The sequence below is a fragment of the Romboutsia sp. 1001713B170207_170306_H8 genome, assembly GCF_015550495.1.
GTDB lineage: Bacteria > Bacillota > Clostridia > Peptostreptococcales > Peptostreptococcaceae > Romboutsia_E.
Genome location: NZ_JADNAX010000002.1, coordinates 193,978 through 208,857, shown reverse-complemented (window position 1 = coordinate 208,857; position 14,880 = coordinate 193,978). Strand labels below are relative to the sequence as shown.

Genomic DNA, 14,880 nt, shown 5'->3' with positions numbered 1-14,880 from the left:
AAGCTTAAATAAACGAATGCTAATATATCTATGAAGATTCATGCATAGCAGTGGAAAATGGAGGTTTTTAGCATGTTTTTAAGAAAAAAGAACTTTATAACTATATTTATGATAGCCTTAGCTGTAGTATTAACAAATTTATACGTATTCGCATCAGATGATGTTAACTGGACTGAAGCTGATAAGACAAATGATAGATGGCAACAATGGTGTGAACAATGGGAAACAATAAAATATGATTGGACTCAATTATCACTTACACCAGGTAAGAATGAATCAGAATTAAACTTTGCATGGTATTCATTAGAAAAAGAATCATCACCTAAAGTAAGAATAAGTAAGAGTTCTGATATGAGTAATGCAAAAGAGTTTAGAGGAAGTCAATCAAGAGCAGTCACAGGATATAAATCTAATAAAGTAACAATTACTAATTTAGAGAAGAATTCTACATACTATTATAGTTATGGTACAGATAGGAAATGGAGTGATCCTATAATTTATAAAACACAATCAGTAGATAAGTTTAGATTTATATTGGTAGGAGATCCACAAATTGGGGCTTCATTAAAAAATATTGCTTCAGGTGAATTTGAAGAACAGGGTCAAGATAAAGCAACTAGAAATGATACATTTAACTGGAATAATACTTTAAATAAAGCTTTACAAAAATCACCCAATGCTAGTTTTATACTTTCAGTTGGTGATCAAATACAAAGTAGGAATAAAAAGGTTGATAGAGAAGCATCTTTAAATTATACAGGAAATGAAATAGAATATTCAGGGTTTTTAAGTCCCACTATATTAAAGTCATTACCGATTGCTACATCTTTAGGAAATCATGATGCAATAAGTGGCAATTATTCTTATCATTTTAATAATCCAAACACAAGTAGTTTAGGTTCAACAGCTGGTGGAGGAGACTATTATTTTAGATATGGTAATTCTATATTTTTAATGTTAAATACTAATAATACAAATGTAGAAGAGCATGAACAATTTTTAGAAGAAGTATTAAATGATAATAAAGATGCAAAGTGGAGAATAGTAGTTGTACATCAAGATATATATGGTTCGGGAATACATTCTAATGAGCCGAGTATAGTAAATTTAAGAGACGAATTAGTGCCTATACTTGAATGTCATAAGATAGATGTTGTATTTACAGGGCATGATCATGCTTACTCAAGATCTAAAATATTAAAAGATGGAGAATTGAAAAGTAATACATATATAAGTGATGATAAGTTTAAGTACTATTTAGAGCAAGAAGTAAATCCAAATGGAATATTATATATGACTTCTAATTCAGCATCAGGTAGTAAGTATTATCCAAATGTATCGAGAAAACAATCATATATAGCATATAGATGGCAAGAAAATGTTCCAACATTTTCTACTGTGAGTATAGATGATGAAAGCTTATCTATAAGCACATATAGAACTGATACTATGGAAAAAATAGACCAGACGTATACTATAATAAAATCAAGTGATAAATCTAATTAAGTAAGATGAATAATAAAATCAAGTAATAATGATTATATTAAGAAATTTATTTTAGAAAATTAATTCTATTAGTATAATATTTTAAAAATAATATATAACTTAAGGTTAAATTAAGGATAATGAATTATAATAGTATTTGTGAAATAATGAAAGAAGTCTTACAGATTTCGTTAGTAAAAATTAATTAAGAGGGAGTAATATTAATTATGAAAAAAAGTAACAAAAAAGGTAATAGTTCAGTAGTTTTAATTTTATATGTAATATCTGTTCTTTTAGGTATTTACACAATATTTACACTTTATAACTCATACACATACATATCAAGTCTTGTATCTCAAGGACTTGTAATAAGTGATGAATTAGCAAGTGTAATAAGTTATGTAGTAGGTGGTTCTGTACCGTATATGTTCTATTCAATAGCTATATGGGCGATAGGATATACTATAAAAAAATTAAACTATATAGCAAGTGAAGTAAAAATAAGTAATAAAGAAATACAAGAAGAAATAATATCTGTAGACAATAATAATATAACAGAAGAAATCGTATTTACAGATTCTGACGATGATACACAATCAGAATTATAATAAAAGGTACTATTAATAAGTATAATATTTACATAAAATAGGGCTTAATCTATTTAACTTTTTAGATTAAGCTCTATTTTTGTAAATAAAATATGTTTAATAATAAATTAATGCCACAAAATAATATAAAACAAATTAATATGTTGTGGAGGCAGATATGAATAAAAAACAGATTTATATTTTAGCTACAGGAGGAACTATATCAGCACAAGGTGATGAAGGAAAAACTTTAGGATATACAAATGGGGTATTTAAGGTAAAGAGTCTTATTAAAAGTATAAAAGGAATAGAGGATGTTACTAAAGTTAATGGAGAGCAGATATTTAATATAGCAAGTGAGGATATGTCTATAGATAAATTATTAATTTTAGCAAAGCGAATAAATGAGTTATCTAAATTAGATAATATAGATGGATTTGTTATAACACAAGGTACGGACATATTAGAAGAAAGTGCATTTTTTTTAAATTTAGTAGTAAAAACAAGTAAACCTGTAGTTATTACGGGAGCAATGAGACCTGCAACATCAAATAGTGCAGATGGCCCTAACAATTTATATGATGCAATATTAGTAGCATCTGATGAGGCTTCAATAGGAAAAGGTGTTTTAGTAGTTTTTGCAGATTATATTATAAGAGCTAGAGATGTACAAAAGATTGATACATTTAGGCCACAAGCATTTGCTGGAAAAGAATTTGGATGCTGTGGATACATACATGATAACATTATAAACTTTATAAATAAATCATTAAAACCTCATACGATAAATAGTGAATTTAATATTGCTAATATTAATTCATTACCTAAAGTAGGTATAGTGTATTTTGATGTTAATTTAGATTCTGATATTTTTGATTATTATATAAATCACGATTATAAAGGAATTGTTATAGCTGGATCAGGTAGTGGTATGATAAGCAAAAGGTGGAAAAGTAAGATCAAAGAAATGACTAAAAACTCTATAGCAGTTGTAAGGTCATCTATTGCTACAAGTGGTAGTGTAGATAGGGATAGCATAGATAGAGAATATAGAACTATACCATCTTATACACTGACACCATTAAAAGCTCGAATATTACTTTCATTAGCATTAGAAAAAAGTAATTCATATGAATATTTAAAAGGTGTTTTTGAGAAGTATTAAAATTTTGCTATAACAAGCAAATAAAGTATATAAATTAATAAATGTATCTATTTATATTAATGTGTGTTACAATATATATTGTAGTACCATAAAAAAAGAAAAACCTTAAGATAGGTTTTGATAGGAGAAGTTATATGAATAACGGTGTAGTAAAATGGTTTAATAGTGAAAAAGGTTTTGGATTTATATCAGTAGATGGTGGAGAAGATGTTTTTGCACATTTCTCAGCTATACAATGTGATGGATACAAAACATTAGAAGAAGGTCAAAAAGTAAGCTTTAATATAGTTAAAGGTGCTAGAGGTCCTCAAGCAGAAAACATAACTATATTATAATGATATATATTGTTTCGGAAAGATCCTTAATTGGATCTTTTTTTATATTTATAATAAAATTAAAAGGAGATATTAAGTATGTATAAAATTGGAGAACTTGTTGTTTATAGCAATGAAGGAGTATGTAAAATAGAAGAAATAAGCGAACTTAATATTCCGGGGGTTAATAAAAGTAAAAAATACTATATATTAGCTCCGATGCATGGAAATGGAAAGGTATTTGTACCTATTGATACAAAAGCATTTATGAGGGCTATCATAACATACGAAGAAATTCAAAATTCGATTAGTAAAGTATCTTTAATAGATAACTTTGAACATGATATGAAAAATGCTAGAGCATTAGAAGATCATTACAAAAAATTATTAAAATCTTATGAATGTATAGATCTATTAAATATAATGGCAAGTATTGATAATAAAAAGAATAACTTAATGAAAAATGGAAAAAAACTTAATCAAATAGATGAAAAGTTTATGAAAATAGCTAAGAATTTACTTGATGAAGAGTTCTCTATGGTGTTAGGAATACCAAAAGAAGAAGTGGAGAGATATATTCAAAATAAAATAAACTAGCAAGAAAGTACTATCAATTAAGTTTGATAGTGCTTTTTTATTTAAAATTATTATAATTTAAAATTATAAATAGAATAAACTACTATATAATATAAATTATAAAATTATTAGGAGTAAGATATATGAGAAAAATAGTAAAAGTAAGAAATTTGGAAATAGGACAAGGAATACCTAAAATATGTGTACCTTTAGTTAGTAAAACTGATGAAGAAATAATACAAGATGCAAATAATTTAAAAAACTTTAAATTAGATTTAGTAGAGTGGCGAGTTGACTATTATGAAAATGTAGAAAATTTAAATAAGGTTAAAAATATATTAAAAGTACTTAGAAGTATATTAGATGATCTGCCAATATTATTTACATTTAGAAGTAAAAGAGAAGGTGGGGAAAAAGAAATATCTTTAGAATATTATAAAAAACTTAATAAAGAAATAATTGAAACAAAAATGGTAGATTTAATAGATGTAGAATTATTAGTAGGGGATGAAGTTGTAAAAGATATATCTAAGTTTGCACATATCAATAACGTAAAAACAGTAATATCAAATCATGAATTTTATAATACACCAGAAAAAAATGAAATAATTAGTAGACTTTGCAAAATGCAAGATTTAGGTGCTGATTTACCAAAGATAGCAGTTATGCCACAAAATTCAAAAGATGTAATAACTTTATTAACAGCAACAGAAGAGATGGTAAGAGAATATTCAAAAACACCTATTATAACAATGGCCATGGGGAAATTAGGTCTAGTGAGTCGCTTAACAGGAGAAATATTTGGATCTTCACTTACATTTGGATCTATAAAAGTAGCATCAGCTCCTGGTCAAATAAGAGTAGAAGAATTACAAAAAATACTTAATATAATACATTAAAGTAAATAAAATAAATTTTAAGCGCAAAAATTAAGAAATTAATTTTACGTAGTAACAAATTTTGACAAAAAAGTAATATTCATATATGGTAAAATGGCTAAAATAGGGGGAATTACTATGAATATAATAGAAAAAGACTACTCGGATAAAAGACAAAATAAAAAAAATATATATATAGCACTTACCCTAATTATTTTGTCTATAGTTGTTGCTATAAATACATTTATTAGTTTTAAAATAGATGTGGGATATTTAGAGGCGACATTAGGATTTATAAAGTTATTTAGTTTTATAATTTCTATATTAGGCTTCATAAGTTGCTTAATTAGTTACAATAGAGTTAAAAAAGATAGCATATTTATTATTTCATTAATGTATTTAGGATTATCAATAGATATATTATTAGAACAAATTGATTATCTTACTTTTTATAATAATGAATTGACTATCCCTATATACATAACTGTATCTACATCTATACTTAGAGTTTTAATTCTTTGTATAGCTTTATCTAAAAATAATAAATTAAAAAGTATGATTGTTGGAAATAAAATAAAGTCTATAGTATTTGTTATGGCATATACTTATGTACTTGGTATTATTGAAATGAAATCGAATATATTCAATTTTAATAAGAATGCTTCACTTTATTTTATATTATATAACACATTTTTAGCTACTGTTTATGTTATGTCTTCTCTTAGATTATTTATTAGAGGTATGAAAGAAAAAGAGTATATATATTCAGTTTTAAGTTCAAGCATATTTATATTATCTATAAAAGCAATATTTGCAATATTTGCATTAAATAGAGTAACGTTTATTTATAAGTTGGTTTCAGTAATGTTAACATATATTACATATTTAATAGTTATTATGGGAGCGTTAATTGAGTTATATATTCGTATAAATAAAACTAACATATTAAATGAAAAGCTAAGTGCTTTTTACAATTTAGTTAATAATAATAAATATAGTGGCATGTTAATATATAGTGAAGAATTTGATTTATTATATGCGAATAAAAGAGTAATGGACTACTACTTAATGAAGCACAATACTTCAGATTTAAATAAAATTGAGGAGATTTCAAAAAATGAGTTTAACTTAGGTAATAAATCAGAAGAAATAATTAATAAGTTATATGAAAATGGTGTATGGAGAGGAATTATAAATAGTTCATCAACTAATAAAGTTGTTGATTGCTGGATTCAATTAATGCATCCAAGTGAAGATAAAACTGAAATTTCAGTGACATATATTGATATATCTGAAGAAATTAAGATGGAGATAGAGGTAGAAAAACGGAGAGTTTATGACAAAGAAAGAAGTAATTTTATTGCTAACATATCTCATGAATTAAAAACTCCATTAAACTTATTTTATTCTACAACTCAATTATTAGATAGATTTGTAGATAAAAAAGAAGAAGACTTTAGAAGAATTTACAATAAATATAATAAGACATTAAGTACAAATTGTAATAGGATGATGAGACTAATAGATAATATTATGGATTTATCAAGTGGTGATGTAGGAACTCTGAATTATAAATTTAAAAACTATAATATAGTATCTATTATAGAAAATGTTACATTATCTGTTATAGATTATGCTTTATTAAAATATATAAATATAGAATTTGATACAAATGAAGAAGATGTTATTGTAAAATGTGATGCTTCAATGATTGAAAGAATGATACTTAACTTATTATCAAATGCAATAAAATTTTCTAGTGAAAATACAAGAATATTTGTTAATGTATTTGTAAATGATGACTGGGTTGAAATTTATATTAAAGATGAGGGGATAGGAATTTCTAAGAAAGACCAAGAAATTATATTTAATAGATTTGTTCAAATTGATAAATCATTTACTAGAATTAATGAAGGAATTGGAGTTGGTCTAAGCGTTGTAAGATCTATCGTTGATACTCACAATGGGAATCTATATATAGATAGTGATATTAATAAGGGAAGCGAGTTTAAGATAGTATTACCTAATCAAAGATTAGAGGATTTAGGATTAGAAAATTATGATGTAAATACAAATAAAGTAGAACAAGAATTATCTGATATATATGAATTGTTAGGATAAATTTAAATAAAGTAAAAGGACTCTAATTTATAATAGAGTTCTTTTTTATTACTTTTTATCATTAATATGAATATATATATTGTTTAAAAGTTTATAAATTAGATATATAACATAAAGAAGAAATAAGGTAAAAAGAGTAATAAACCTATAATTTATTGACAAGATATGATAAATGAAATAAAATGATAATGATTATCAATAAAAATTATAAATAAAATATTTTAGAAAAGAAGGTAAAACAATGAATCAAGAATTAGTAATAAGTGAATTAAGAGCAAAAGCAGGGGAAAAAAAGCAAGGGCTTATAAATATACTAGATACAAAAACACAAATGCCAATAACAATAATAAATGGTAAAAATGATGGAAATACAGTACTTATAACAGCTGGAGTACATGGATGTGAATATCCATGTATAAAAACTGCAATAGAGCTAGCAAAAGAAATTGATCCACAAAAAGTAAGTGGTAGCATAATAATAGTACATCCTGTAAATACTCAAGGATTTATAGGTAGAAATGCAGCAATTGTTCCAGAAGATAATAAAAATATACTTAGAGTATTTCCTGGAGATAAAAATGGAACTATATCAGAGAAAATAGCTTACTTCATAACTAATGAGTTAATATCAAAAGCAGATTTTTACTTTGATATACATGGAGGAGATCTGCATGAAGATTTAGTACCACACATATATTATCCAGGAATGGCAGATTCAAAAGTAATGGAAAAATCAATAAAGTTAGCAAAGCACTTCAATGTTGAATATTTTGTAAAATCAAACACTACAAATGGATCATACACTAGTGCGGCTATAAATAAAAATATACCGAGTTTATTAATTGAGCGCGGTTCATGTGGACTATGTAAAGATGACGATGTAAAAGCATATAAAAAAGATATGTTAAATATATTATCAGTACTAGATATTTTAAATTATAACAAAACTGACAATGATTGTACTCCTAAAGAAATAAAAGAAGCTAAATATTTGGATTCTCTAAGTGAAGGATGTTGGACATGTTTTGTAAAAGCTGGAGAAAGTGTTAAAAAAGGTGAAAAGTTAGGAGAGATAACAGATTATTTTGGAAATGTATTAGATACTTATTATGCAGATTTTGATGGAGTTGTTTTATACAATACAGTTGCATTTTCGGTTACAAAAGGAAGCTCTTTAGTAGCATATGGGAGAATTTAAATTAGACAAAGAAACAGGTGAGAAACATAGCTAAATATATATTAAAAAGAATTTTAGGAACGATACCCCTTTTAATAATTGTATCATTTATATCATTTTCTCTAATGAATTTATCATCCTCAGATCCAGCTGAAATTATGCTATCTTCACAAGGCACAGTGGTAACTCCAGAGCTTTTAGAAAGTGTAAGAAGTGATATGGGACTTGATAAACCATTTTTAACTCAATATATAAATTGGCTTAAAAGTGTATCTCATGGTGACTTAGGAACATCATATTCATCTGGAAGAAGTGTTATAACAGAACTTAGAGAACATCTGCCTTACACTATAGTATTGGCAGCTAGTTCGATGATACTAACTTTAATAGTATCTATACCTTTAGGTATAATATCAGCAGTAAAAAAGGATAAATTTATAGACCATCTTATAAGAGGACTTACTTTCATAGGAAACTCCATCCCAGGTTTTTTATTAGCCCTTATATTGTTACTTATATTTTCACTTAGGTTTAAACTATTACCAATATTAAGTGAAAGTGGGTTTAAAAGTATAATTTTACCTACAATAACTTTATCAGTGGCAATGACAAGTAAGTATATACGTCAAATAAGGGCAGTAGTTATAGAAGAATTAGAAAAAGGATATGTAAAAGGTTCAAGGTCAAGAGGTATAAAAGAAGGTGTTATACTTTATAAGAATGTATTAAAAAATATAATGATAACAGTTATAACTCTAACGGGTTTATCAATGGGGTCTCTAATGGGAGGAACAGCTATAGTAGAGTCTATATTTGTTTGGCCAGGTATTGGAAATTTAGCTTTAAGCGCAATAGCAAATCGTGACTATCCTATTATTCAAGGATATGTTCTTTGGATGGCTGTAATATTTATTGTTATAAACTTAATAACAGACTTGCTATATAAAATAGTTGACCCTAGAGTTAGAGAGGTGTAAACATAGATGTTATTAGAAAAAACAATAATTAATAAAAAAACAAGTTTTAAAAGACTAAATAAAAGTAAAGTAAAGTTTTATACGATAATAATGATTTTATTAAGTATATGTATAATAAGTTTACTGGCACCATATATAGCACCAAATGATCCATATTTTATAGACTTAAGTAATACATTAAAAAGTCCGTGTAAAGAATACTTACTAGGAACAGATTCACTAGGAAGATGTGTATTTTCAAGGGTATTATATGGAGCAAATAGAACAATATTATCTGCTTTAATAGTAGTTGTAATAACATTTTTATTTGGAACAATGATTGGTTTATTTAGTGGATATATTGGTGGGAGATTAGATAGTATTATAATGAGAATAGTAGATGTTTTTTTAGCATTTCCAGGATTAGTGTTAGCTATAGCAGTAGCTGGATTACTTGGAGGAGGTATGCTAAATGCAATGATAGCAATTGGAGCTATAGGATGGACGAAGTATGCAAGAATTGCTAGAAGTAAGGTTTTAGAAATAAAGGAAGAGACTTTTATACAAGCAAGTAGAATAAGTGGACATAACTCTTACTATATTATGTTTAAACATATTCTTCCTAATATATTAGGATACCTTATAGTAACAGCATCACTAGATATAGGTACTGTTATAATGGAAATGTCATCGCTTTCATTTTTAGGATTAAGTTCACCACTACCAATACCAGAGTGGGGGGCTATGATAAGTGAAGGCAAAAGTGTAATTCAGTTTGCACCATGGACTATGTTAGCCCCAGGAGCAGCAATATTAATTGCAGTTATTTTATTTAACTTGCTGGGAGATATAGTTAGAGATTTGCTAGATTTAAATGAAAAATAAGCTTACAAGTAGGTGAAAGTCATAAAAAGTAAAAAAATAAGTTTAATATTCATGTTTTTATTAATCCTACAGTTAACAGGATGTAGTGTAATAGATAGTAGTATTGAGTGGGAAGAGAAAGATCAATTGGTATTTGGAACTACTTTAAGTACAAAAAGCTTAGACCCTGCTAATGGTTATTGTGGTTGGTTTACGGTTAGATATGGTGTAGGTGAGACTTTATTTAAACTTGATGATAATATGCAAGTAGAACCTTGGATAGCTGAAAACTATGAGATGATTGATGGTAAAACATGGAAAATAGAATTAAAGAATAATATAAGTTTCCAAAATGGAAAGAACCTAACACCACTATCAGTTAAGAATTCAATAGATAGAACTCTTAAGTTAAATGCTAGAGCAGAGGAAACTTTAAAAATAGATAATATAAAAGTAGAAGATAATAGCATAATAATAACTACTACTGAAGAAAACCCAACATTAATAAATGATTTATGTGATCCTTTTGTAGCTATTATTGATGTAGAAGAAGAAAATATAGATACTAATCCTATTGGAACAGGACCGTTTAAAGTTAGCAATTTTAATCCTACTGGTTCAAGTTATTTTGAAAAAAATGAATCTTACTGGGATGAAGAAGTTAAACTTTCAAGTATAAAAGTTATACCAATAGCTGATGCAGATACACTAGCAATGGCACTTCAATCTGGAGAAATAGATGTAGCTCAAGGTCTATCATATTCAATGATAAGTTTATTTGAAAAGGATAGTAACTATAAGATAAGTAGTACTGATACATCAAGAGCTATTGTTATGTACTTTAATGGAAAAAATGAAGATTTAAAAAATTCAAATGTAAGAAAAGCTATTAATATGCTTATAAATAAAGATGATTATTGTAATTCTATTTTAAAATCACAAGCAACTCCAAGTGTAGGAGCATTTCCAAGTAATACTAGTTATAGCTTAGATAAATTAGATATAGAATACGATAAAGATAAGTCTATAGAATTATTGAATAGAGAAGGATACACAGATTCAAATAATGATGGAATTTTAGACAAAGATGGAAAAACATTAAGTTTTAAGTTAGTAACATATTCAGCAAGAGCAGAACTTCCAAGCATAGCTCAAGCTATTCAAAATGATTTAAAAAATGTGGGCATAGATGTAAACATAGAGATAACTGATAATATTAATGATATATTATCATCTGGAAACTTTGAATTAGCTATATATTCAAATATAACATCAGCAACCGGGGATACATTAGCCTATTTAAATAATGCAATGAAAACTAATGGAGCATCTAATTATGGAGGTTATAGCAATAGGGAAGTTGATGAATTAATAGATAAACTAAAAATTGAGTTTAATAAAGAAGAACGTGATAAACTTGCTACAGAAATTCAAAAATTAGCTTTAGATGAAAATGCATATAATTTTATAGCAAATATGAAGATGAGTTTTGTAATGAAAAATAATGTTACAGGAATAGATCCACATCCTACAGATTACTATCAATTTAATGCAAATACGGATATAGAGTAGGTGGAAAAATGAATACTATATTAAAAGTTGAAAATCTATATGTAAACAACGCTGAAGTAGAAATATTAAGGGATATTTCATTAAGCATAAAAAAAGGTGAGATATTAGGTATAGTAGGAGAAAGTGGAAGTGGGAAAAGTACGTTAATTAGAGCTCTAATTCAAATGATGGAAAACAGTGAATATATAACAAATGGAGATATTTATTTTAAAGATAAAAGCCTTTTAAATATGTCTTCAAGAGAACTTAGAAGCTTAAAAGGAAATGAAATAGGAGTAATTTTTCAAAATCCAGGCTCAACTTTAAATCCTATAAGAAAAATTGGCAAGCAGTTTGTAGAAGTACTTAAAAGTCATAGTAAGATAAGCAAAAAAGAAGCGCTAAATAAAGCTAAAATAATGCTAGAAAAAGTTAATTTAAAGGATGCAGAGTGTATATTACATAGTTATCCTTTTGAGTTAAGTGGTGGTATGAAACAAAGAGTAGCTATGGCACTTGCTATGATAATGGAACCAGAGCTTTTAGTAGCAGATGAACCTACTAGTGCTCTAGATGTTACAGTTCAAGCTCAAGTAGTAAAAGAGATGATGAAGTTAAGAGATGGTTTTAATACAAGTATAATAATTGTAACCCATAGTATGGGGGTAGTATCTCATATGGTTGATAAGGTTGCAGTTATGTATGCTGGTAGTATTATAGAATATGGAGATAAAGAATATATATTAAAAAATCCAAAGCATCCTTATACTAAGGCCTTAATAAACGCAATTCCTAAATTAGATGGACGTGTTCCTGTTGGTATAGAGGGAAATCCTCCATCATTTAAGGAAAGTTTAGATGGATGTAGATTTGCACCTCGTTGTAAAAAAGCTAGTATAGGATGCAGATTTAAAGAACAAAAGTTAAAACATATTGGTAGTGAAAGATTTATAGCATGTACTTATGTAGAAGAAATGGAGCATAAACAAAATGAGTAAAGTCATATTGGAATGTAAAAATATAAATAAAAAATACAAGAAAAAGGACCATGATCATATTGCAGCAGATAATATAAGCTTTCAACTTAAAGAAGGGGAATGTTTAGGTGTTGTTGGAGAAAGTGGATGTGGAAAAAGTACATTAGCTAAGATTATTATGAACTTAGAAAAATCAGATTCTGGAGAAGTTATTTTAAATGACAAGTGTATTTCTAATATAAAAGGAAAACAGTTAAGAGATATATATAAAGATATACAAATGGTGTTTCAAGATGCAATAGGATCCTTCAATCCAAAGATAACTATTGGTAAATCTATTGAAGAATATGTTTGTAGCCTTTGCTCTTTAACTAAAGAAGATAAGGAAGCCACAGTTGATAATTTGTTGAGAATGGTAGGATTGCCTATTGAAATGAAAAATAGATATCATCATGAGTTAAGTGGAGGCCAGTGCCAAAGAGCAGCTATAGCTAGAGCTTTATCATCTCACCCTAAGGTACTAATATGTGATGAGGTAACAAGTGCTCTAGATGTATCGGTTCAAGCTCAAGTTATAGAACTTTTAATACATATGAAAAATGAATTTAACATTTCATATGTATTTATAACTCATGACTTAGCACTTGTAAGCAGTTTTTGTGATAGAGTAATTGTTATGAAGGATGGAAAAATAGTTGAAGAGGGAAGCTCAACTAAAATTATTAATAGGCCTAAGCATGAGTATACAAAACTTCTTCTAAATTCCATATTTTAATAATTTATAATAAAAGTGATGTAGTAAATAATAAACTACATCACTTTTATTATATTAACTATCTTTTTCTTTGCAATGACTGCAGACACCATTTAAAACTAAATTATAGTTTGAAATAGTTATGTCTTTTTCATAAGACAAATCATTAATGAATTTGTATATATTATCTGACTCAACATCAAAAATATTATTGCACTTTTCACAAATTAAATGTGCATGAGGTTTTATATTTTTATCAAATCTATCAGATTGACCAGTAATACTCAACTTAGAGATAATTCCCTTTTTTGTTAACTGAGATAAATTTCTATATACTGTGCCTAAACTTAATTCAGGGTTATCTTTTTTTAAACTAGTATAAATATTATCAGCAGTAGGATGAAGATGACTATTCATTACTTCGTTAAGTATAATTTCTCTTTGTTTTGAAAATTTCATTTTATACCTCCGCTTATACAATATTATTATACAATATTATTATATAATAATAATTAGTATTATTACCCTAAAATATTAATAGATAACCCATGATACTATAAATAGTTCCTATTTGTCTTCTACAACATTACGACCAACGAAGTCTGCATATTGAGGAGTTCCCAAGTGATATCCACCAGAAACTTCAAGAATAGAACCAGTTATGTAAGAAGATTCATCAGAAGCAAAGAAAGCAACTGCGTTAGCTATATCTTCAGGTGTACCCATCCTATTTAAAGGAACATGAGATAAGAATGATTTTTGGAATTCTTTGCTCATAGCATTTTTTACTGCATCAGTTTCCGTCATTCCAGGAAGTACTGCATTACATCTAATGTTATTTTTAGCATATTGCATAGCTATTTGTTGAGTTATATTATTAACTCCAGACTTAGCAACACCATAACCGATTCTTGATATATCAGGAACAGTCCCTCCGATAGAAGATATATTTACTATACTTCCACCCTTATTATCTAACATATGTGGTATTACTAACTTTGAAATTCTAAAGACACTACCAATATTTAATTCTAATAATCTAAAGAAAGATTTTTCATCAGTATTTAATAAATCAAAATCTTCATTAGGGCTTCCAGTACCATAATTATTTACAAGTATATCTATTTTACCTGCATCATTTATAACTTCATCTACCATAGTTTTATAGCTATCTACTTCAAATGCATTAAAATATACTGGCTTCATAACTAAACCTTCTTTTGCATATTTATCACATATTTCTTGTGTAACTTCTAATCTTCTAACCCCCATATAAACTGTAGCTCCATTTTTAGCTAGTTTTAAAGCTGTAGCAAGTCCGATACCTCTAGTAGCAGAAGTTACTAGAGCAACTTTATTATCTAAATTCTTCATGTCAATTCTCCTATTAGTTTATATTTAGTAATGATTACTATTATCGAATACTTTATATTTTTTAATTTAGTTTGTCAATCAAATTTTATTTTCATTGATAA

15 protein-coding genes are annotated in these 14,880 nt (G+C 27.1%); 13 read left to right on the top strand and 2 right to left on the bottom strand.

Annotated features, from left to right (window positions below; translation table 11 throughout):
* The first annotated feature begins 72 nt into the window (after positions 1-72).
* The 13 genes from I2A66_RS05670 to I2A66_RS05610 all read left to right on the top strand — a co-directional run bounded on the left by I2A66_RS05670 (position 73) and on the right by I2A66_RS05610 (position 13,426).
* Positions 73-1,506, top strand: coding sequence for a purple acid phosphatase family protein (locus I2A66_RS05670; protein WP_195251183.1), 1,434 nt, complete (start codon positions 73-75; stop codon positions 1,504-1,506).
* A gap of 206 nt (positions 1,507-1,712) precedes the next feature.
* Positions 1,713-2,093: a hypothetical protein gene (locus tag I2A66_RS05665; RefSeq protein ID WP_122640165.1), complete on the top strand. Its 381-nt coding sequence runs from the start codon at positions 1,713-1,715 to the stop codon at positions 2,091-2,093.
* A 157-nt stretch (positions 2,094-2,250) separates the two neighbouring features.
* A complete protein-coding gene (locus I2A66_RS05660) occupies positions 2,251-3,237 on the top strand; it encodes an asparaginase (RefSeq protein WP_195251182.1) in 987 nt (328 codons plus the stop codon).
* Positions 3,238-3,371: 134 nt separating this feature from the next.
* Positions 3,372-3,572 carry a cold-shock protein gene (locus I2A66_RS05655; RefSeq protein WP_122640164.1) on the top strand — a complete coding sequence of 67 codons (201 nt, stop codon included), beginning with the start codon at positions 3,372-3,374 and terminating at the stop codon, positions 3,570-3,572.
* Positions 3,573-3,650: 78 nt separating this feature from the next.
* Positions 3,651-4,148, top strand: a complete 498-nt coding sequence (locus I2A66_RS05650; protein ID WP_122640163.1) for a CarD family transcriptional regulator — start codon at positions 3,651-3,653, stop codon at positions 4,146-4,148.
* Between the two features lie 122 nt (positions 4,149-4,270).
* Positions 4,271-5,026 (top strand): type I 3-dehydroquinate dehydratase, encoded by a 756-nt coding sequence (gene aroD / locus I2A66_RS05645; RefSeq protein WP_147516244.1) that lies wholly within the window; start codon positions 4,271-4,273, stop codon positions 5,024-5,026.
* A 117-nt stretch (positions 5,027-5,143) separates the two neighbouring features.
* On the top strand, positions 5,144-7,126 hold the full coding sequence (locus tag I2A66_RS05640) for a sensor histidine kinase (protein WP_195251180.1): 1,983 nt from the start codon (positions 5,144-5,146) through the stop codon (positions 7,124-7,126).
* A gap of 241 nt (positions 7,127-7,367) precedes the next feature.
* The gene (locus I2A66_RS05635) at positions 7,368-8,324 is read left to right on the top strand and encodes a M14 family metallopeptidase (protein WP_195251178.1); all 957 of its coding nucleotides are present in this window, start codon (positions 7,368-7,370) and stop codon (positions 8,322-8,324) included.
* 17 nt (positions 8,325-8,341) lie between these two features.
* A complete protein-coding gene (nikB, locus tag I2A66_RS17585) occupies positions 8,342-9,280 on the top strand; it encodes a nickel ABC transporter permease (RefSeq protein ID WP_330615449.1) in 939 nt (312 codons plus the stop codon).
* A gap of 6 nt (positions 9,281-9,286) precedes the next feature.
* Entirely contained in the window at positions 9,287-10,144 is an 858-nt protein-coding gene (gene nikC / locus I2A66_RS05625; RefSeq protein WP_122640159.1) for a nickel transporter permease, read from the top strand.
* Between the two features lie 51 nt (positions 10,145-10,195).
* On the top strand, positions 10,196-11,695 hold the full coding sequence (locus I2A66_RS05620) for an ABC transporter substrate-binding protein (protein ID WP_122640158.1): 1,500 nt from the start codon (positions 10,196-10,198) through the stop codon (positions 11,693-11,695).
* Between the two features lie 8 nt (positions 11,696-11,703).
* Positions 11,704-12,672: an ABC transporter ATP-binding protein gene (locus I2A66_RS05615; protein ID WP_147516249.1), complete on the top strand. Its 969-nt coding sequence runs from the start codon at positions 11,704-11,706 to the stop codon at positions 12,670-12,672.
* Entirely contained in the window at positions 12,665-13,426 is a 762-nt protein-coding gene (locus I2A66_RS05610) for an ABC transporter ATP-binding protein (RefSeq protein ID WP_195251177.1), read from the top strand. The genes I2A66_RS05615 and I2A66_RS05610 overlap by 8 nt, the downstream gene beginning before the upstream one ends.
* A 54-nt stretch (positions 13,427-13,480) precedes the next feature.
* Here I2A66_RS05610 and I2A66_RS05605 read toward each other — a convergent pair whose 3' ends face one another.
* Both I2A66_RS05605 and hdhA read right to left on the bottom strand, forming a co-directional pair.
* Positions 13,481-13,864 (bottom strand): Fur family transcriptional regulator, encoded by a 384-nt coding sequence (locus I2A66_RS05605; RefSeq protein WP_122640155.1) that lies wholly within the window; start codon positions 13,862-13,864, stop codon positions 13,481-13,483.
* 108 nt (positions 13,865-13,972) lie between these two features.
* Complete coding sequence (gene hdhA / locus I2A66_RS05600; protein ID WP_122640154.1) at positions 13,973-14,779, bottom strand: 7alpha-hydroxysteroid dehydrogenase; 807 nt, start codon at positions 14,777-14,779, stop codon at positions 13,973-13,975.
* Positions 14,780-14,880 lie beyond the last annotated feature (101 nt).